The sequence below is a fragment of the Prevotella phocaeensis genome (genome assembly GCF_900065875.1).
In the GTDB taxonomy this organism is placed as follows: Bacteria; Bacteroidota; Bacteroidia; order Bacteroidales; family Bacteroidaceae; genus Prevotella; species Prevotella phocaeensis.
Map to the genome: position 1 here is coordinate 1 of NZ_LT160626.1, position 21249 is coordinate 21249.

General features: G+C 45.5%; 16 protein-coding genes. 10 read left to right on the forward strand and 6 right to left on the reverse strand.

The genetic code is table 11. The features are described from left to right. Window positions 1-5 precede the first annotated feature (5 nt). Genes BN3912_RS08240 through BN3912_RS08250 form a run of 3 tightly spaced genes read right to left on the reverse strand, consistent with a single transcriptional unit; the run spans window position 6 to window position 3827 of the window. On the reverse strand, window positions 6-2543 hold the full coding sequence (locus BN3912_RS08240; RefSeq protein WP_064972300.1) for an outer membrane beta-barrel family protein: 2538 nt from the start codon (window positions 2541-2543) through the stop codon (window positions 6-8). A 37-nt stretch (window positions 2544-2580) separates the two neighbouring features. Next, a complete protein-coding gene (locus BN3912_RS08245) occupies window positions 2581-3261 on the reverse strand; it encodes a DUF4974 domain-containing protein (RefSeq protein WP_023983769.1) in 681 nt (226 codons plus the stop codon). Then, window positions 3258-3827 carry a sigma-70 family RNA polymerase sigma factor gene (locus BN3912_RS08250; protein WP_230204604.1) on the reverse strand — a complete coding sequence of 190 codons (570 nt, stop codon included), beginning with the start codon at window positions 3825-3827 and terminating at the stop codon, window positions 3258-3260. The genes BN3912_RS08245 and BN3912_RS08250 overlap by 4 nt, the downstream gene beginning before the upstream one ends. 363 nt (window positions 3828-4190) lie before the next feature. Between BN3912_RS08250 and BN3912_RS08255 the strand changes: the two genes are divergently transcribed. The 7 genes from BN3912_RS08255 (at window position 4191) to BN3912_RS08285 (ending at window position 12996) form a co-directional block, all read left to right on the forward strand. Continuing rightward, window positions 4191-5300, forward strand: a complete 1110-nt coding sequence (locus tag BN3912_RS08255; protein WP_023983766.1) for a DUF3239 domain-containing protein — start codon at window positions 4191-4193, stop codon at window positions 5298-5300. Window positions 5301-5593: 293 nt separating this feature from the next. Further along, complete coding sequence (locus tag BN3912_RS08260; protein WP_023983765.1) at window positions 5594-6136, forward strand: outer membrane beta-barrel protein; 543 nt, start codon at window positions 5594-5596, stop codon at window positions 6134-6136. A gap of 189 nt (window positions 6137-6325) precedes the next feature. Continuing rightward, entirely contained in the window at window positions 6326-7912 is a 1587-nt protein-coding gene (locus tag BN3912_RS08265) for a Na+/H+ antiporter (protein ID WP_023983764.1), read from the forward strand. Between the two features lie 150 nt (window positions 7913-8062). Further along, a complete protein-coding gene (rhaD, locus tag BN3912_RS08270; RefSeq protein ID WP_023983763.1) occupies window positions 8063-8872 on the forward strand; it encodes a rhamnulose-1-phosphate aldolase in 810 nt (269 codons plus the stop codon). Window positions 8873-9229: 357 nt separating this feature from the next. After that, window positions 9230-10705, forward strand: coding sequence for a rhamnulokinase (gene rhaB / locus BN3912_RS08275; protein ID WP_023983762.1), 1476 nt, complete (start codon window positions 9230-9232; stop codon window positions 10703-10705). A gap of 20 nt (window positions 10706-10725) precedes the next feature. After that, complete coding sequence (locus BN3912_RS08280) at window positions 10726-11976, forward strand: L-rhamnose isomerase (RefSeq protein WP_023983761.1); 1251 nt, start codon at window positions 10726-10728, stop codon at window positions 11974-11976. A 12-nt stretch (window positions 11977-11988) separates the two neighbouring features. Further along, window positions 11989-12996 (forward strand): L-rhamnose/proton symporter RhaT, encoded by a 1008-nt coding sequence (locus BN3912_RS08285; protein WP_023983760.1) that lies wholly within the window; start codon window positions 11989-11991, stop codon window positions 12994-12996. A gap of 287 nt (window positions 12997-13283) precedes the next feature. On the opposite strand, the gene BN3912_RS08290 is transcribed toward BN3912_RS08285, so the two are convergent. After that, entirely contained in the window at window positions 13284-14834 is a 1551-nt protein-coding gene (locus tag BN3912_RS08290) for a thiol-activated cytolysin family protein (RefSeq protein WP_023983759.1), read from the reverse strand. 577 nt (window positions 14835-15411) lie between these two features. On the opposite strand from BN3912_RS08290, the gene BN3912_RS08295 reads away from it, so the two are divergent. Then, entirely contained in the window at window positions 15412-17079 is a 1668-nt protein-coding gene (locus tag BN3912_RS08295; protein ID WP_023983758.1) for a formate--tetrahydrofolate ligase, read from the forward strand. Between the two features lie 104 nt (window positions 17080-17183). Next, window positions 17184-18524, forward strand: a complete 1341-nt coding sequence (nhaD, locus tag BN3912_RS08300; RefSeq protein ID WP_023983757.1) for a sodium:proton antiporter NhaD — start codon at window positions 17184-17186, stop codon at window positions 18522-18524. Window positions 18525-18573: 49 nt separating this feature from the next. On the opposite strand, the gene BN3912_RS08305 is transcribed toward nhaD, so the two are convergent. Further along, on the reverse strand, window positions 18574-19170 hold the full coding sequence (locus BN3912_RS08305) for a GNAT family N-acetyltransferase (protein WP_023983756.1): 597 nt from the start codon (window positions 19168-19170) through the stop codon (window positions 18574-18576). 492 nt (window positions 19171-19662) lie between these two features. Between BN3912_RS08305 and BN3912_RS08310 the strand changes: the two genes are divergently transcribed. After that, window positions 19663-20181: a hypothetical protein gene (locus BN3912_RS08310; protein WP_036859222.1), complete on the forward strand. Its 519-nt coding sequence runs from the start codon at window positions 19663-19665 to the stop codon at window positions 20179-20181. A gap of 99 nt (window positions 20182-20280) precedes the next feature. Here the strand turns inward: BN3912_RS08310 and cysK are convergent, their stop codons facing one another. Further along, window positions 20281-21228, reverse strand: a complete 948-nt coding sequence (cysK, locus tag BN3912_RS08315) for a cysteine synthase A (RefSeq protein WP_023983754.1) — start codon at window positions 21226-21228, stop codon at window positions 20281-20283. Window positions 21229-21249: the final 21 nt, after the last annotated feature.

Consider the following 21249-nt stretch of genomic DNA (forward strand, 5'->3'; position numbering starts at 1 on the left):
TTTTTCTACATTCTTCCTTTTTCGCTTGCTCCTGCTCCAGTTCCTTTGTACTTACTGTCAGTGGTATTGAAACGGTATGATAGCGTAAGGCTTATGCATCTCGTGTCCATGTACGCCTTGCGGTCTACGGTCATGTAAGCCCCTTTGTATATTGCGCTGTTTCTGTACGTCTTGAACATGTCTGCAGCCTTGAGCCGCACGCTGAGTCTGTCTGCGAGGAATGTTTTGTGCATTGTCAAGGAGAGTTCGTGCCTTGCCCTGTTGTATGTGGTGATTTCGTTTCCGGCCGTTGTGCAGTCGTATCTGAGTGCCGCATGTATTCCTCCGGGGAGGTAGAACGTGTTTGAGAACTTGAACGTCCAGTATGGCTTGTTGAGCCGTGCTGTAATACCTTCTTGTGAAAGGTCGAATATCTGCCTGCTCATTCCTGCGCTGTATCTTGGATGCCATCTTCCTATTCTCTCCGAATATGTCAACATGATGTGCAGGTTCCTTCTTCTTTGAATGTTCACAGGTGTGTACAGTATTGCCTTTCCTCCGTATATCTGGTCAACCCATGCCACGTCGTTGTGCACGTCGGCATATGTGCACAGCATTGTGATACCCCCGTGCTGTGCCTCCAGCGAGAGCGTGTGTATCTTCGAGAATCGCAGCAGCGGGTTTCCTCCCTCGTAGATATGCTCGTCTTCGTACAGCCTGTTTCCCGTGAGGTTTTCGTATTCCGGTCTCTGCGTTCCCGTAGTGTATCCCATGCGGCACGAAGTTTTTCCTTTGGAATATCTCGCCGACAGCGCCGGAAACCATCCTGTGTATCTGGTGCTCTGCTCGTGGCTGAACACCCCGAAGCGGTAGTACTGCGTCCCCGTATGCTCATATCGTATGCCCGCCGCTGCCGAGAAATCTCCCGCAGTGAGGTCGTATTCAGCAAACATGGCCGATGTGTTCTCTCTTATCTCGTCGTCTGAAATGGCCTCAATTCCCCCGCTACCGGTGAAAATGCTTCTTCTTATCGTTCTTACATGCTCTAATCCCACGCTTGCCTTTCCCTTATAACATGAATATGCCATCACGCTTTTGATAGCGAACATCCTTGTGCAGTTGTTGTTCAGCGAGTTTACCTCATACACTCCTTGTTTTTTCTCCACGTGTGCCCCGTTTCCGATCCTGTTGCGCGCATACACGAAGTCTGCGTCGAGGTCTATGTTTATCCTTCCCACAGTCCCGTTGTAGTACATGCATATCGTGGGCATGGTCTTTCCCTTTCGGTCTATCGACATTCTGTTGATGTATTTTTCGGCTGTACCTCCCTCCTGCCTTCCCTTTATTCTGCTGTTTCCCTGTCCTATGGAGTGCATGCGTCGTACGTGGCAGGTAATTCCGGCAGAGTGTGCGCTGCAAAATTCATAGTTTACACGGAACCTCCCGCCTAATTTCGATGTTCTGTCGTCGTAGCAGAGCATCGAGTTTTTCTCAACGATCCCCCTTATGTCCCAGTACGTGTCCTGCTCCTGCCTGCGGTGCAGCATCGAGCATGTCATGCTTCCCGACACGTCCAGTCCTCCCGTTCTGTAGTTCATGCTTGCATTCGCGTTCCCGCTTCCGAATCTTCCCATGCGTGCTTCGGTCTCGAAAGCCCCGCTCCATCCCTCTCCCTTCTTCCTTACCGTCCTGATTCTGATGCCCGCCGTCACCGCCGCTCCGTAGTGTGTTTCGGGGCTGGCAATCACCTCCACGTTGGCAATCTCTTCCGACTTGAGCAGCGTGAGCTCGTCCCTGTTGAGCACCTTCTTGTTGTTGATGTATATCACCGGTCTTCCCGCCCTTCCGAACACAGCGATGTGTCCGTCCTCAGCGGTGATGTCCGGCAGCATTCCCAGCACATCCTCGGCCGTCCCTGCATGACTCAGATTCGTTCCCTGCACCCCTGCCACGAGTCCTTCCTTTCCTATTCTGTATGCGGGCCTGTGGGCCTTTACGGTCACGTTTCTCACGGGTACCGTGCTTGTGCGCATCCTTATGGTCCCTACGGCTCCCACTTCTGCGGGATGGTACAGCGTCCTGTATCCCACGCAGCTCACCCTCATGAGTACTTGCGATCTGCTTGTCGGTATTACGAAGTCTCCGCTCTCGTTGCTCACCCCTCCGGTTACGAGGGTTGAATCCTCGGGATTGAGCAGCGCAATGTTTGCGTATATTACGGGCTGTGCGTACTGGTCTACGATCCTTCCGATGAGCCTCTTCCCTCCTTTCTGTGTGCATTCCACGAAAATGTTGCTCCCGCTGTCGTCGGTAATGATCCGTATGGGATAAAATCCCACCGCGTCTCGAATGGCTGCGGGAATGGTCTTGTTCTTGAAAGAGGTTGTTACCACGAAGTCTTCCAGTTCGTCGAATATGAAGCTGATGCGGTATTCGTCTGACTCTCGGTCTAATGTTTTGAGCACTTCTGCGAGCGATTCTCCCCTGAAGACGTGGCTTACTCGCTGCGGATGTGCCGTTATTGAACTCAGAATGATGTACAGGATGAGTGCTAACTTTTTCATTGTCTGCCTTTGTTTTTCAAGTGCTACCCCCGTTGTGTCACTCCACTACGATTGTATCCCCGGTGAGAGAAAGGCGTATGTTCTCGAAATGATTGAACAGAGCCACCACCTCTTCGATCGTCTGTCCGCTGTTCCATCTGAGATAAAGCCTTATTGCCCTTAGCTCCGGCCGTGCGTATCTCACTCCGACATGATATACCGAAGCCACGTCTCCGAGTATGTTCTCGAGCGTTTCGTCGTCGTATATGTACGGTCTTGGGCGAGTCATGGCCGTGCGCAGTGCCGTTCCCGCCGTGTCGTCGGGTGTGGCGTTGCAGGCTGTACGTACATCCTGTTCCGGCCTTCCCCCGCCGTCATGTGCGTCATTGTCCTTCCCTTTGGGATGAAGCATGGCGAAAGCCAGCACCGATACCACGGCCAGAGAGGCGACGGACACCACCGCCACTCTCCATGCACTGCGCCGGTGCGTCACATGCGCTCGTCTGAAACGTCGCCATTCCCTCATGGCATCGGGCGTGTGGTCTTCCTTATTCACTTGCTCTGCTGCCATGGCACGTCGTACCTCGCAGAGCTTTTCGTAAAGTTCCCTGCACTCATCGTCTTCGAGAAGCTCGTCCTTGATGCTTTCAGGGAAGTCTTCCGGCCGTTCGATAAGCTGCAGTAGCCGTTCGAGTCTTGTGTTATCTTCCATAATATGGTGGATTGGTTTCTTATTCATTGTATGGTCTTGTTGTTGTCGCGGTGGCCTCTTCGGTGGCCTGAGAATTTTGCCCTCAGCTCCTTTAGTGCCTGAACGACGTGCTTGTTTACAGTCGAAACGCTTATTCCTAGCGCCTCTGCGATCTCACGGTAGCTTTGTCCTTCTCCGTAACGCATTCTCAGTATTCTCCCTGCCTGCGGTGTTAGGTCATGGTCTATGGCATTTAGAAGCTCTTCGATGCGCCTGTCTTCCTCGTCATCCGGCCCGACGACGTTCGACAGCTGCATTGGATACAGCTTCCTTAGTTTCTCGTCCCTTCCCTTCCGTGCGATCAGGTTGAGACACCTGTTTCGTACACATGAGAGCAGAAATGCGTGCTGCGTTTCCTTCTTTAGCGCCGTTCCCTCGTCCCACAGCCTTGCAAAAACCTCGCTTACAACGTCTCTGCTCTCCTCATAGTCTCGTAGGAAAGAGAATGCAAAGCGGTACATTGCGTCGTAATGACGTTTGAACATAAGGGCAAAGAGTTTCTCCTTGTGGTGCATAGGTTTTTTAAAGTAATACAAACAATGTGTTGAAATCATCACCCCTTCGTACCTAAAACCTCCCTTATTTAATACCTATTTTTTATTTCACGTTGAGTGGTACGCCGTGCGCAATTTCCGTATAAAGTTAAGACAATAATTCAGAATACAGCCAAGGAATAAGAACAAAATGAGGAAAATGCCTCTGAAATCAATAGATATTATAAATGAAAATGAACTTATTTATAACCAATTTCTCAGTTGGATTGTGTAAAATAAATGGAAAAGCAGTATATTTGTACAGATATTATGGTTGGTATAATATTTTTAGATTATTATTTCGTTATTAACGAGGTGGTGGAGAGAATATCGCTGACAAAGCGGCTGATACTGACGGATTGTTAAATTAAGATTTATAATAAAATGGAAAATCAGAATGAAACAGGGAGTTCTTTTAACTTCTCTCGGGCCTCAAGGACGAGTGATGTAGAAGTAAATAAGGAATTGATGAAGAAATATGATGAGCAAAGAGCCATGTTTATGAGATTAAGTTGGCGTCAGTTCGGCTTGTTTCTTATCATGCTTAGTCTTTCGTTAAAGCTGTATGTGGATGCCCATTGGGTATGGGGAACATTGCCGATACTCATAGCTTTGTTTGCATTGTTTAGGTTTTACATGTATCGCAATGCAGGCGGAAGCTCGGCATATACGAACGGTTTGCTTGTTCCGGCCATCATCGTGCGAACAAATCCTATTGAGTTGGTGGCATTGGCAGATGTACGTTGCAATGATACCGGCGAAGAACAGTTCGCCTACAAACGTTTTGCGGTAAAGAGCTTACCCATGCATAAAGCAGTTGAAGGTGAACGAATTCCCTGTATGGCCTTATTCGGAGGGAGCACAAACGGACAATGGACGAACTTTGAGCCGCGACCGTTGTGCTGGGTAACAGACGATGCGGCTGTTATTAAGCGTAATATCGACCGTATCGAGGAGCGTGAATGGGATATTTTGAGTAAGATTACAGATGATACATCTGCTGCTACAGACGATATCGTGCTGCTTGATATGGATAAACATACGGGCGAAGTAAGGAGGAAAATAAATAAGATAGAGCACGAAGACGTGTCTTTCTGTTATCCCGATTCATGGAAAACAGAAAAAGAAGAGGGGGATAACGACAGTTATTATATATATTGTGAAAAGAAAGGCGACGACTCCTCGGAGATCATAACCATAACTGTTGTGTCGCCACAAATAGATGTCTTTGCGAAATTAGAGGAAACTTTAAATACGATGAAGGAGCAGAAAGTGTATCGCAACATGTGCACCGAACCGGTCAGGAATGTATCTTTGGGCGATAACGATGCGATACTTTGCAGCTTTGTCTGTAGTTTTTCGGGTACGAAATACTTCGGAAGAATTTACATACTTAATGTATTCGGTAAGACATTTACCGTGTTGATGCAGGATGAGGAGGATGCTTTTGAGAATAAATTCAAGTTCTTTACCGATAGCTTTACTATAAAATGAGGTGTAAAAGAATATTGCCAGCCAGAGGAGAGGGATTGCTGCAGATAACGAAAGTTCTGCAACAATCCTTTTTAGTTTGAAACTGTTTTTTTGCGTAAAGAACGTATAAAAAGTGTTTATATAAGCATCTGTCGTGTGAATGTTTGTAAAATAATGACGCTTTCCGTTCTTTTTCTTACTGTTTCTTTGACAGAATATATTACTTTTACGCCGTGCTTGGTGCACGAATAGTAATATAAAAGTCAGGATTTAAGTGTTTAATAAATTAATGTAAACGTAAAAAAAGAATGATTATGAAAAAGTTTTTTATGACTTTGGCTGCTGCTATTATCGCAGTAAGTGCAAGTGCTCAGGTTTATGTTGGGGGTAACGTAGGAATCTCAAGTGTAAAGATTGCTGGCGGAGACAGTGAGACTGCTTATAAATTTCTCCCTGAATTCGGTTACAATATTGATAGAGACTGGGCTGTAGGTATGGTTGTAGGCTGGGGTAAAGGCAATCCTGTAGAGATTGAGGAGGGCCTTAAAAATGCCGCAAAGACATTCGAAATCAATCCTTATGTTCGTTACACGGCCTTGCATTCAAAGTATGTAAACGTGTTCTTTGATGGCAGCGTTGGCTATAGGTCTTATAAGAATGTGGGTTCTGAGTACTCTTTCGGCATCAAGCCCGGACTTTCAGTTAATCTGAACGATCGTTTCAGTTTCGTTGCACACGTAGGCTTCCTTGGCTATAAATGTTACGATCCTAAGGCAGACAATACGAAGAATAGCAGTGCATGGGGTGTAGACGTAAATGGAAACAACGTAACATTCGGTGTGTACTACAACTTCTAATTCTGTAAATGATTAGGAAAAATTATTTATATCGATAATAAGCTCCTGCTTGTTCCTTGTGAACGGGCAGGAGTTTTTTGTATAAATGGGCGCTTTGTTACCCAAAGTCTGTTCATATCAGGCGTATGTGTTTAACAGAGAACGCCGAGTGAGCATTTAAGAGCATACTATAAATACCGATTGCAGATAATGGAACACAATGTTATTTTAGCGGTTATTCTTATTCTGGTTATCTGTCTGCTGACGATGCTCAGCAACAAGATAAAAGTTGCTTATCCCATTCTTCTCATCTTGGCAGGGCTTTTACTCGGTTTCATTCCCGATATGCCGAAGATAGAGATCGATCCCGAACTCATATTCCTTGTGTTCCTTCCGCCGATACTCTACGAGGCTGCAGTAAATAATTCGTGGAAAGAGCTTTGGCGGTGGCGTCGTATCATCTGTTCGTTTGCTTTTGTCGTGGTGGTTATTACAGCCTCCGTGGTGGCTTTCATTGCCAATCGATTTATTCCGGGTTTCTCGATTGCCCTCGGTTTCTTGTTGGGAGGTATCGTTTCTCCGCCCGATGCAGTGAGCGCAGCTGCTATTATGAAGTTTGTGAAAGTGCCCAAGCGTCTGGCCGTTCTTCTCGAGGGAGAGAGTTTGTTCAATGATGCAAGTTCGCTTATCATTGTAAAATTCGCCCTGATAGCCGTAGGTACAGGTCAGTTTGTTTGGTACGAAGCTGCCGGTACATTTCTTTGGATGGTGGTTGGAGGCGTAGGATTGGGCGTGTTGATCTCCATTTTATTCAATCAGATGCACAAGATATTGCCGATGGATGAAAATATAAACACCGTATTCTCATTGGTTACACCTTATATAATGTATATATCGGCCGAGGCAGTGGGCGCTTCGGGTGTGCTGGCCGTAGTGAGTGGCGGGCTTTATTTCTCTTATCGTAGCGTGCTCTTTATACGTTCATCGTCGCGACTTCGGGCACAGAGCGTTTGGAGTTACCTGATCTTCTTGCTGAACGGCTTCGCTTTTCTGCTGATAGGACTCGATTTACCGGAGATAATCGCCAGCCTGAAAGCAGACGGCGTGAGCCTGTGGACGGCTGTGGGGTATGGTGTGTTGGTGACGGCTGCACTGATTGTTTGCCGCATATTGTGCGCCTATGCGGCTGTGGTGGTAATAATGGTGATGGGCAGATTTATAACTGTGGCCGACAGGCGCAACCCGGGAAAGGGAGCTCCATTGATTCTGGGATGGACGGGTATGCGCGGTGTCGTCTCTTTGGCAGCTGCCCTATCCATACCGCTGACCGTTACAGGACAGCAAGTCGCTTTTCCTGAGCGGAGTATGATACTCTGCATCACCTTTATTGTGATACTCCTAACGCTCGTTTTGCAAGGGCTTTCGCTCCCCGTTTTGCTCAAACATCTGCATTTCCCCGACTTTGGAGACCATCTGTCTGAAGAAGAAACCGCAAGAATTATCCGTAAAGGATTGGCACAGACCAGCATAGATTATCTGAAAGATAGAAACCTTTGTCCGAGTATAGAGCAGAACAAAGTAATCAACAATATGGTTTCGCACTGGATAGAGCAAATATCTAATGAAGAAGTAAGGGCGTTATACGGTGATGCACGCGACATCTATATCAGCATTTTGGAGCAACAGCGGCTGTGGCTGTATCGGCTAAACAACGAAAACCCCATGATCGAAAAAGAAATAATCTATCATTATATCCACCGTATAGACTTGGAAGAAGAACGTATGCTCAAAGAATAACGCTCGGCCTGCCTTCTTGTTTGTGCCGAAACGACCGAAAATATCCGAAACTATTATGTTTTTCCCAAAAGTTACAGTTTATAAATCAAAAGTAAAGATATAGTAGGTAGTTAAAGTGTTATCTTTGCAGCATTACTAATATCATCGACTATGAAGAGTATTTTAGACGGTCGACCGGCGTTGAAGCAGGAAATAGATCGCGTGGCCGAGGTGGCCGGATATCTTTGGCAGAACGGTTGGGCGGAACGTAATGGGGGAAACATTACCATAAATATAACAGAATTTGCAGACGAGGGCATCAGATCGTTGCCTTCTATAGGCGAAGTAACGCCGATAGGCAAGACTCTGCCACAGCTGAAAGGCTGTTATTTCTATTGTAAGGGTACGCAGAAACGCATGCGCGATCTTGCTCGATGGCCGATGGACAACGGTTCGGTGATACGTATTCTCGATGACTGTGCAAGCTATGTCATCGTTGCCGACCGACCAGTTGCACCTACTTCCGAACTTCCTTCGCATCTCTCGGTGCACAACCGCCTGCTCGAAAAAGACTCGCCTTATCGGGCCACGCTCCATACACACCCGATAGAACTCATTGCCATGAGCCATAATAGGGAGATGCTCGGTCGGGATGTGCTTACTAAAATACTATGGAGCATGATACCGGAGACCAAAGCGTTTTGCCCACGAGGTTTGGGTATCGTTCCTTATAAGTTGCCCGGAAGCGTAGAAATGGCCGATGCGACGCTACAAGAGCTTGAAGATTACGATGTTGTGTTGTGGGAGAAACACGGTGTGTTTGCCCAAGGACTTGATGTGATGGATGCTTTCGACCAGATTGATGTGCTCTCGAAGAGCGCCAAGATATACCTCGATGCCTGTATGATGGGCTTTAAACCCGAAGGTATGAGTGATACACAGATGAAAGAACTCTCGGAAGTGTTTCATCTGCCCAAGTAAAATATCCATGGAAAACAGGGCGGGTACAGTTCTTGGCACAACGGTGCCGAGGGCCGTATCCGCTATTTCGTGTATAACGGTTCGTAAGTGTGTGGCGGATACATGGCCCGTTTATTTCCGATAGGCAGGTAGCCTGTTCTGTTCAGATATATTTTCTATACCCTATATATAATGGTTGTACCGGTTGTAACGGAGGAGGCGAGGACGGAAATACCGGCAGCATATCGAGAACGCAAGACAATGTAATAATTCGAAAAATGCCAAAACAATAGGTTTTAAAATCAAAAATTCATATCCGAGAGGTGATAAATAGCATACCTTTGTGTTCGGATTAATTCTATCAAACAATAATACTTCATGGAAAATAAAAGCAGCTTTTTGGCAATAGACCTCGGCGCCACAAGTGGCAGAGCCATTCTCGGAACGTTGGAAAACGGCGTAGTCGAATTGCAAGAACTCACTCGTTTCGACAATACCATTATTGAAGTAAGCGGACATTATTATTGGGATATCTTCGCACTTTATAATGAAATCATCAAAAGTCTGCGGTTTATCTCTAAACAGGGTATTTATATTCAAAGCATAGGCATTGACACTTGGGGTTGCGACTTTGTATGCTTCGGCGACGACGGGGGCATTCTACGCAACCCGCTTTCTTATCGTGATCCGCATACTGCAGGGGCCATGGAGCGATATTTCGCCGAAAAAATCGGTAAAGAAGAGGTGTATAACGCCACCGGCATACAGCTAATGAACTTCAATTCGCTGTTTCAACTCTACACAATGCGCCGGAATAACGATGCTGCTTTGCGAAACAGCGATAAAATATTATTCATTCCCGATGCCTTGAGCTATCTGCTGACGGGTGTATCTGTTTGTGAATATACCGTTGCTTCTACCTCGCAATTGCTCAACCCCGTGCTTGCAGAGCTGGATGAACGACTTTTGGCAAGCGTCGGTCTAAGGAGAAACCAGTTCGGAAAGAAGACTTTTCCGGGCACAGTTATAGGGATGCTGACACCGGAGGTACAAAATATGACAAGTCTTGGGCCCATTCCGGTTGTTTCTGTGGCCGGGCACGACACGGCAAGTGCCGTGGCCGCCGTGCCCGCAAGCAACAAGAACTTTGCTTACTTGAGTTCCGGAACATGGAGTCTTATGGGCATCGAGACCGAAAAACCTATCATCAATGCCGAGAGTTTCCGTCGGAATTTCACCAATGAGGGCGGTGTCGAGAGCACTGTACGTTTCCTGAAAAACATTTGCGGCATGTGGATATACGAACGATGCAGGCAGGAGTGGCGAGACGAAGCGGGTGTAGGCCATGCCGAACTGCAGCAGGCAGCCTTGCAAGCAGCACCGTTCAGGAGTCTTATCAATCCCGATGACGCTCGTTTCGCTAACCCCGAATCGATGACAAAAGCCATACGCAGCTATTGCGAGGCTACCCGCCAGCCCGTTCCCGAGACGCATGCAGAGGTGTGTCGCTGTATCTTTGAATCTCTCGCATTGCGCTACCGACAGGTGTTTAACGATCTGCAAGAGCTGGCAAACTTTCCTATAGAAACGCTGCACATTATAGGTGGCGGAAGCAGGAATGAGCTGCTTGATCAATTTACGGCCAACTCGTGCGGCATCGCCGTAATGGCCGGTCCGCAGGAATGTACCGCATTGGGCAACATTATGTTACAGGCAAAGGCCGCAGGTATTGTAGGCGATATTCTTACCATGCGCCGGATGATTGCACAGAGCGTGCAACTAACGTGCTTCGAGCCGCGAGATACGGCACTTTGGGAGGTAGCCTATCAAAGATTTTTGAACATCACAAAATAAACAAAAAACGAATAAAGATTATGAAAACAGAACTCATTGAAAAGGCTTATGCCATAGCTAAGGAACGTTATGCAGCCATCGGTGTGGATACCGATCGTGCTCTCGAGATTTTAAAACATACGCCTATCTCGCTTCACTGCTGGCAGGCAGACGACGTAACGGGCTTCGAACGAGGCGAAGCGCTATCGGGTGGCATCCAAGCTACGGGCAACTATCCCGGAAAGGCGCGCAATATAGACGAGCTGCGCCAAGACATTGTTAAGGTTAAGTCGCTCATCGGCGGCACTTATCGTTTCAACCTGCACGAGACGTATGGCGAGTTCGGAGGCAAACAAGTAGATCGCAACGAGGTTGAAACGAAGTATTTCCAAGGTTGGATAGACTGGGCGAAAAGTATAGGGATGAAACTCGACTTCAATTCAACGAGCTTCTCGCACCCCAAGAGCGGCTATCTGTCGCTGTCGAACCCGGATAAAAGCATACGCGACTTCTGGATCGAGCACACCAAGCGTTGCCGGAGAATTGCCAATGACATGGGAAAAGCGCAGAACGATCCGTGTATCATGAACATTTGGGTGCACGACGGATTGAAAGATATTACCGTGGAAAGACTGCGTTACCGCAAGCTCTTGAAGGCTTCTTTAGACGAGATTTTAGCCGAAAACCTGCCTGATATGAAGACATGCCTCGAGGCCAAGCTCTTCGGCATAGGCATGGAAAGCTACACGGTGGGCTCACACGACTTCTATGCAGGCTATTGTTCGAAGAACAACGTGATGTACACACTCGACACAGGGCACTATGAACCGACGGAAAACGTAAGCGATATGATTAGTTCTTTGCTGCTTTATGTTCCCGAATTGATGCTTCACGTGAGCCGACCGGTACATTGGGACTCGGATCATGTAACGATTATGAACGATCAGACGCTCGATTTGTTCAAAGAACTTGTACGTGCCGATGCACTCAACCGCGCACATATCGGGCTCGATTACTTCGATGCATCCATCAATCGTATCGGTGCATATGTGATAGGCATACGGGCTACGCAGAAATCTCTGCTCGCCGCACTGCTCGAACCATTAGACATGTTGCGCCAATATGAGGACGATGACAAGGGATTTGAGCGGCTCGCATTGCTCGAAGAGGCCAAGACATTGCCGATAGGCGCTGTTTACGACTACTTTAACATGATCAGCAACGTGCCCGTGGGCGAGGATTTTATTGCCGATGTAGAACGATACGAGGTTGATGTTTTGTCGAAACGATAAAGCGCAAGTGCCATGGAAATTCTATTGGGACTTATCATTATAGCCATCGGGGCGGCCTGTCAAGCATCGTCTTACGTACCCATCAATAAAGTAAAAGACTGGAGTTGGGAGAGTTACTGGATTGTGCAGGGCGTTTTCGCATGGCTGTTGCTGCCGCTGCTCGGCGCTTTGTTGGCCGTACCCGCCGGCTGTAATCTGTTCGATCTGTTCGTTCAAAATCCGCGCTCCACCGGTCTCACCATATTTTATGGTGCGCTGTGGGGCGTGGGCGGTCTCACCTTCGGGCTCTCTATGCGCTATCTCGGCGTTGCGTTGGGGCAGAGTATCGCGCTCGGAACGTGCGCCGCGCTCGGAACGTTGCTCGCTCCGATTTTCACAGGTCATACCGCCGACCTTACTACATCGGTATTCATCGGCGTCGCGGTTACGCTCATAGGTATCGGTATCATTGGGGTTGCGGGTAATATGAAGGCTAAATCGTTGAGCGAAGAGGAAAAGAAAGCCGCCGTAAAAGACTTTAATTTCACGAAAGGCATAGCGGTGGCGCTGCTTGCAGGCTTCATGAGTGCTTGCTTCAACATAGGACTGGCGCAGGGAGCCGACCTTACTTTCGCCGGTGTGAACCCAATGTTCGTCTCGTTGCCCGCCACTCTGCTCGTTACTTTCGGTGGGTTTGTCACTAATGCTGCCTACTGTTTCTATCAAAACAGCAAGAACCGTACGTGGAATGATTACCGTAAAACGGCAGTATGGGGCAATAATACGCTCTTCTGCCTGCTTGCCGGCGCTCTTTGGTACAGCCAATTCTTCGGTCTTTCTCTCGGTAAAGGCTTCCTAACATCATCGTCTGTGCTCACTACGTTTGCTTTCTGTATTCTCATGGCGCTCAACGTTGTGTTCTCGAACGTATGGGGCATTATTCTGAAAGAATGGAAAGGCTGTTCGCGTAAGACCATCACGGTGTTGATAGCCGGTATAATTGTTCTGATCATCTCCTCGTTTCTTCCGCAGTTACTGTAGAATACGGTAATGACAGACCGCAGGTGAACGTGGTATAAAGATAATTTCTATCTGTATTACCGATGCTTGGTAATGCAATTATCAAGCATCGGTAATTATTATGAGAGCCAACTTTATTTAAAGTCGTTCATGCATTCGTCCTTATTTTGTGTCGATTGAATGTTTGAAATAATAAAGAGGCAGTAGGAAAAATAAATTCTACTGCCTCTTGTCGATGTTATGCTTTTATATTCTCAAAATATTTATAAGTCGTTTTATATCGGCTGTGTATTTGAGAGAAATAATGCCTATTTTTCAAATTTCAGCTTTTCTATACCAAAGCCCATGACAAGTGTGCCTGTGGTATCTCTTAATTTTAACGGTTTGTTATTCAGGTCATAAAGTTTTTTGGAGTCTCCCTGTATTTTCTTACCTTCTCTTACTAATGTTTCGAACAGGGGAAGTTCAAAGGTATATTGTTTATTATATTCGTCTTTCATTCCTGTTCTATCAAATATTACAAAGATCTTTTCTTCGCTTTTGTAACTTGGTATCGTATAGCGTTTATGTCCATAATACCAGTCGAAGTGGAATTCGTTCTTTTTTGAAGAACCATTTCCAACCTGTACATATCCTCTTCCTGTATTTATTTTCTGACCGGATAAAGTTTGCAAATTATCAGGAATGAGCAAATCGAAACTTAGCTGAGAAAATTCTCCTGCATACGGATCGTTCTTGGTATATTTAGAATAAATGACGGTTTTGAAGGTTCGGTTTGTACCCAATTCTTTAAGTTTATAAGCGATAGGTGCTCCGGGATTTTCCGTACTAAGCCTTGCTCCTTCTTCAATGAACTTCTTTATATCTTCTAAACTGATGGCTGCCAATGAGCCAAGTTTTGCATCTCCTCCCAATACACGGCCCTTTATAGTAGATTCTTTTAGAAGATCATTGTAGGCAGCTTCGGCATTTGCACCAATCTTACCGCCGAGAATAGATGCCTGAAGTTTAGCTTCAGCTTCTTTCTTCGTCATGTTCGTTTCTATACCTAAAAGTAAGATACGCCCGTATTTAATAGAAGAAACGAACAAAGGCTTTTCTGCTCCGAATTCTCTTTTATAGTCGAATTCCTTTGCAAAGAAGTCTGAAGGGCTCTTAGGCAAATCGATACTTAATTCATAGAAAACCTGTTGTACTTTTACGAGGAAGCGGTTTTTCTCTTTGTCAAAGCTGAAACCTGTACTTGCTTCTACGCTATTGGCTGCCCCTTTATAGTTTCCTCCCATAGCCATTTTTAGGTGTGCTTTGTCATAAACCTCCTCAATAGAATAGGTGAGATTAGCACCCGGAGCATTAAAACCGCGATTGAGCAATTCGTTTATGGCCTTTCTCACAGTGGAAAGTGATGGCTTTTGTACGGTAATGGTTGGATCGGAGCTTCCGTTCAGATCCGTAGAAAGAACAATTGGAGCACGATCTGCTTCGATAGGTTCATATTCACCTTCTACAACACTCTTTGCTCTAAGTAATGCACCGGGATAAAATACGTTTTTGTCATCAGAGAAAAGTAGCTGTTCTTCAAACTCTTTTGCTTGTTCGTAGAATTCTTTTATAGAAGATGCTCTTGTGGCTGAAAGCATGTTGGCAAGAGTTGCATTTTTACTTTCTTCGACTTTTCTTTCTGTGAAAGGATTTATTTGCTTTACTGATGGTAACTCCTGAACGTATGAGTTAATTGTAGTGGAGAATGTTCCTTTTTCGATACCTGTTCCTAAGTCTCCGTCTTTATCGTTTCCACATGCACAAACAAGAAATGGGATAATAAAGACTAATCCTTTTTTAAAAACAAATCTTTTCATTTTTCTTTTTGATTTTAATTACTTGTTGAATTATTACTGTTACTTTAAATTAATACTGTTTTGTATTTTATAATTTTTTGAAGGTTTCTATTATCCTAAATATACTTTAACTATAAGATATTCTTTGTCCTCATTTTAAGCTCCTTTTACATTGGTGGTCTTTCTTTTTGAGCCTTTCTACAAAAATGTTAAATAGTTTCATAATTACTGTTTTTTTTAAAAATAAATGTGTTTTGCGGGCCAAAGGTAATTATTTTGTTTCGAGAATTGATATTTTAGTTGATGTTTTATACTGTTTTTAACTTTTATATATTGTGAGAAATTTAGATTTTGTAGTCTCTATCTTAATTTGGAAAACGAAATGTAAAGATACAGAAGAAGTTATTTGTCCTTTCACTGTTTTTCTTGACTAACTGGAAAATATAAGATATTAACATTTTGTTACTTTATCCTCTTATCTCAGGTCTTATTTGCTGTGGTTATGCTTTACTTTTTGCAGAAAAAGCTTGTTTTATGTAAATAAATGAATTATATTTGTCACATTATTAAACAGTATCAATTAAATTTGTAAGGTATCATGAAGACTGATTTTGAAATCGCCCGTGAGGCAAAGTTGCAACCTATCGGCGATATTGCGAACAGAGTGGGAATTCCCGTTAATGCGCTCGAGCATTATGGAAAGTATATTGCAAAGGTGTCCTACCGTCTTATAGATGAGGAGCGGGTGAAAAGGTCTCATCTTATTTTGGTAACCTCTATCACTCCAACCAAATCGGGTAATGGCAAGACAACCGTCAGCGTGGGGTTGGCACTTGGTATGAACCGTATCGGAAAGAATGCGATATTGACATTGAGAGAGCCTTCGCTTGGTCCGTGCTTCGGAATGAAAGGTGGCGCGGCAGGTGGCGGGTATGCCCAAGTGCTGCCTATGGAGAAGATTAATCTGCATTTTACCGGTGATTTCCATGCTGTCACATCTGCCAACAATATGATTTCCGCATTGTTGGATAATTATATTTATCAGCATAGGGACGACGGCTTTGGCATGAAGGAAGTCCTGTGGCGGCGTGTGCTCGATGTGAATGATCGCAATCTGCGTAATATCATTACCGGACTGGGCGGTAAAAACGATGGGGTGGTGAGCGAGAACGGTTTCGATATCACGCCTGCATCTGAAATCATGGCTATTTTCTGTCTTGCCGAAAGCGAAGAAGATTTATACCGTCGTATCGGAAATATACTGCTTGGTGTTACGCTCGAAGGCAAACCGTTCACTGTAAATGACCTTGGCGTGACGGGTGCCATTGTTGCCCTTCTGCATGATGCCATCCATCCTAATCTCGTACAAACCACGGAAAATACGCCTGCCTTTATTCATGGCGGTCCGTTTGCCAATATTGCTCATGGCTGTAACAGCGTAATGGCGACCAAGATAGCAATGACTTTCGGCGATTATTGTATTACGGAAGCCGGTTTCGGTGCCGATTTGGGGGCGGAGAAGTTTTTTGATATCAAGTGTCGTAAGGCAGGTATTGCGCCTAAGCTCACCGTTCTTGTGGCTACGGCTCAGGCTTTGAAGATGCACGGAGGCGTGGATGTGGAAGAGATTAAGCGCCCGAATGCGGAAGGCCTGCGCCGCGGATTGGCGAATATGGATAAGCATATTGCCAATATGCAGGCTTTCGGACAGACGGTGGTGGTATGTCTTAATCGTTTTGATACCGATACCGATGAAGAATTGGCAATCGTGCGTGAGCATTGCGAACGGTTGAACGTAGGCTTCGCCATCAACACTGCTTTTACTGAAGGGGGACAGGGGGCTGAAGATTTTGCTCGTTTAGTAGTAGAGAATATCGAACAGCGTCCGTCTGCACCGTTGCGGTTGATGTATGAAGATAGCGACAGTGTAGAGATGAAAGTGCTCAAGGTGGCACAGAATGTTTATGGTGCCCGTGGCATTGTGCTGAAACCTGCGGCAAAAAAGAAGTTGAGTCAGATCAAAACGTTGGGCTTGGAACACTTCCCTGTGTGCATAGCCAAAACTCAGTATTCGTTTTCGGAAGATGCGAAAGCTTACGGATTGCCTATCGATTTCGATATTACCATCCGCGATTTTATTATCAATCAAGGAGCGGAAATGATTGTTGCCGTAGCCGGAGAAATCATGCGTATGCCCGGATTGCCTAAGAGTCCACAGGCCGAGAGGATAAAAGTAGTCGATGGAAGAATTGAAGGACTGTCATAAGACCGTAAAAATATCATCAATTCAGTGCTTCGGCGAGCTATATTCTCAATAAAATGTTCTACCTTTGTACGCAATAATCATAGTTAAAATGTAAAAGCATCGAAATGAGTATTCTTACTGTATCTATTATCATCGTGTTCGTGGTGGGCTATCTGTTCATTGCGCTTGAGAGTATGACAAAGGTGAATAAGGCGGCAATAGCCTTGTTGATGTTTGTTTTCTGTTGGACATTATTCATGGTTGATCCGGGCAGTTATATTAGTGGCTTTGCCGGTCAAGACCTTGTTAACGAGGTGAGTTCCGTTATCGAACGGCATTTGGGGAGTACGTCTACCACGTTATTCTTCCTGATGGGAGCTATGACGATCGTAGAAATAGTAGACCAGAACGGTGGCTTCAACTTCGTGCGCGATACGATGAAGACCAAAAGTAAGAGGGTGCTGTTGTGGCGCATCGCCTTTATGACATTCTTTCTTTCGGCTATTCTCGATAATCTTACCACTTCGATCGTTATGATTATGGTGCTTCGAAAATTGGTGGAAGACCATAAAGACAGGCTTATCTATGCCTCGATCATCATCATTGCGGCTAATTCGGGCGGTGCCTTTTCGCCCATTGGCGATGTTACGACCATCATGCTTTGGAACTCCGGCGTGATTACTGCGGCTGGAGTTATCAGGGAAATATTTATTCCATCGTTAGTATCGCTCATTATTCCGCTGCTTATCCTGCAGCGTTCTCTGTGCGGACAGCTCAATGTGCAGGACGTAATGATGAAGTCTGATTACGCTGTACTCGATTTCTCAGGCCGTCAGCGTAAGATTATTTTCTTTTTAGGTGTAGGCGGATTGATCTTTGTTCCTATCTTTAAATCAATTACTCATCTGCCTCCGTTTGTCGGTATTCTGCTTATACTCGGATTACTTTGGGCCACTACCGAAATCTTTTACCGCAAGGTGCGCCGTGAGAAAGACGGTATGTCGAAGCGTGTGAGCAATCTGCTTTCGCGTATCGATATGTCTACCATCCTTTTCTTTCTTGGCATACTGATGGCTGTGAGTTGTTTAGAAGAAATAGGCGTGCTCACTACTGTGGGGCAATGGCTGAACGAGGCTTCGAACGGTAATCATTATGTAGTGACAGGTATTATCGGTATCATCTCAAGCATTGTAGACAATGTGCCATTGGTGGCCGGATGTATGGGTATGTATCCGCTTGCTCCTACGGGCGACATGGCGGTCGACGGCATTTTCTGGCAACTGTTGGCCTATTGTGCTGGCGTGGGCGGATCGATACTCATTATCGGAAGCGCGGCCGGAGTGGTGGTCATGGGCTTGGAAAAGATCACTTTCGGCTGGTATATGAAGCGTGTCAGTTGGATTGCCTTAGTGGGTTATCTTTCCGGAATATTCTCTTATTGGGTGATACGTACATTTATTTGGTAATAGAAAAAGGCATTGTTGTGCCATTATCGCGCACTGATAGGGAGCCATATTATAATATATATTGTAAATGCTTCATGGCATGACCGCCCCAAATGGCATCACCTACATATTCAAATCCCAATGTCTTGTATAAACGTTCGGCATTGGGATTTGCTTTGTCTACCAACAATCCCGCACGCGGAATGCCCGTCTGACGGGCTTTCTCTATGGTTTGCCGCAGCAGCATGCGTGCTATGCCGCGGCCTCTATAGGCTTCTTTCACGGCAAGACTGTCTATATAGAATTCCCCCGCCCCAGTTTCGTCGGGCATGTCGCTATAGTCTATGCCGAACGCATGGCGTGCTCCGTCTATGAAAGCGCGGCGCAAGCTGTGCAGTTTTGCCCCATCGTAGCCTACACATACGCCGACTATCTCATTTTCCTTCATTGCCGACAGACAGTTTCTGTAGCTATATTGGCTGTCTTCTGCGGCAACCAGTTCCGTCATCAGTCGGTGAAAATCTTCTAACGTATGCTCGTTGCCGGCCAGATTTCGACAGCATTCGTGGTCCATTGCCGTCATGATGAGCGAGGCGATGGTGCTTGCGTACAGCTTTGGCGGTTGGCATATGGAGATATCATGGAGATGCAAATCTGTCGTAGTCATATTTCTATTTCCTTATAATATTGCTGCAAAGATAACCATTCTTTATGGATTAAACTTTCGGAACAGAGAAAAAACGAGTTCGGACATAATCGGCGGCGAGAATAAAAAATGACGAAATCTCCGAAAGAATTCCCCTATTTTCAAATTCCTTTCATCAATTTTCGGTTATAGCGGGTGTATTGTCTGAATGTAAATCTTCAGAAAGTCTTGAATACACCTTTATGGTTTTTATATATAATAGTCATTTTAATAGAATGTGAAAGGAAAATAAGCTCGTATGATAAATATTGTAAGAATAATTACATGTTAAGTTTTTATTTAAAAGAATAATCCGTATATTTGCATTGTGGTTCTAAAAATTCAGATTATAAGGCTATAGAAAATTGCGAAAAGTTTAAGAGAAGCATAGCATTATTTAATTTTTATGATTATGAGAAAATTAGTAATTTATTGATAGTGTTTAATTATTTATCTTTTAGGAGTTATACGCAAATGAAAAAAGAATATATTCTGAGGGTATTATTGCTGTCGTGGTTATTGACGGTAGTGGTGGTTTCGTATGGACAGAAAGAGGATTTTAGAGTGGAAATTCATACCCAAGGTTCTGTTTCCAATCAGCAGTTCAAACCTTATGAGCTATGTTGCGACATCGGATATAACCTTACTGACCGGCTGTTTGTGAACCTCCGAGGCGAGAGCGCCATAGCCTTGTTTAAGATAGGAGGACAGAAAGACTATTACACTAATTACATTTATGGGGCGAATGCGGGATATACAATGCTCAAAAACGATATTTGTAATCTTGACGTACGCGTAGGGTTTGGCGATAACTTGCGTAAAAAACAGGATTGGAAGTACAATTATTATGATGCAGGTGTATATGCTCATATTGGTAAATATAAGTTAAAACCCTGTGTGGGTTTTGGCATAAGGCGTTATCATTCGCGTAATTCGTTGTTCAAAAACTATACACGCTTTTATGCTTCGATAGGTATAAGTTTCGGATCATAACCACATTTTGAAAAACAGCCTTGCGGCTATGAATATAAGAAAAGAAGGGCGCACCATTTGGATGCACCCCTCACAGAAATCTCTCTCATCAATTTTCGGTTACAGTGGATATTCTTCGAACGCGTAGAGCACTGTGGAAAGGTAGCGCTCCCCTGTATCGGGCAGCAATGTTACTATCTTCTTGCCGGTATTTTCGGGGCGTTTAGCCAGCTGAGTGGCTGCAAAAGCGGCTGCACCCGATGATATTCCCACCAGCAGACCTTCTTGCCGAGCCAGCTGGCGACCTGCCAGAATGGCTTCGTCGTTCTCTACTTGCACCACTTCGTCAACCACCGAACTGTCATAGGTTTTGGGTATAAAGCCGGCACCGATACCCTGAATTTTGTGCGGGCCGCTCTTTCCGCCGCTCAATACATGCGATGCAGCGGGCTCCACAGCTACGATTTTCACGTTCGGGTTCTTCTCTTTCAATCGTTTTCCTATGCCCGAAACGGTACCGCCCGTGCCCACTCCGGCCACAAAGATATCTATCTGCCCGTCGGTATCGGCCCATATTTCCTCGGCAGTCGTTTCATAATGTTTCCTTGGATTGGCCGGATTTTCGAATTGTTCGAGTATAATAGAGTCGGGAATGGTCTTTTTAAGTTCCTCGGCTGCCTTGATGGCGCCTTGCATACCGTCTTTCCCGCTTGTCAGTTTTACCTCTGCACCGTAAGCTCTTACGAGGTTTCTGCGCTCTACACTCATGGTTTCGGGCATGGTGAGGATAAGTTTATATCCCTTTACTGCTGCAACCAATGCCAATCCAACGCCGGTATTGCCGCTCGTGGGTTCTATGATAGTAGCGCCGGGGCGCAGTTTACCGTTCTTTTCTGCCGCTTCTACCATCGACAGGGCAATGCGGTCTTTTACGCTTCCGCCCGGGTTAAAATACTCAACCTTGGCAATGACGGGCGTTTGCAGGCCGCGTGATGCCGAATACTTGTTCAGTTCTACCAATGGAGTTCGGCCGATCAGGTCGGTTATTTGCTTTGCAATCCTTGTCATAACATGTTTCCTTTCTATGTA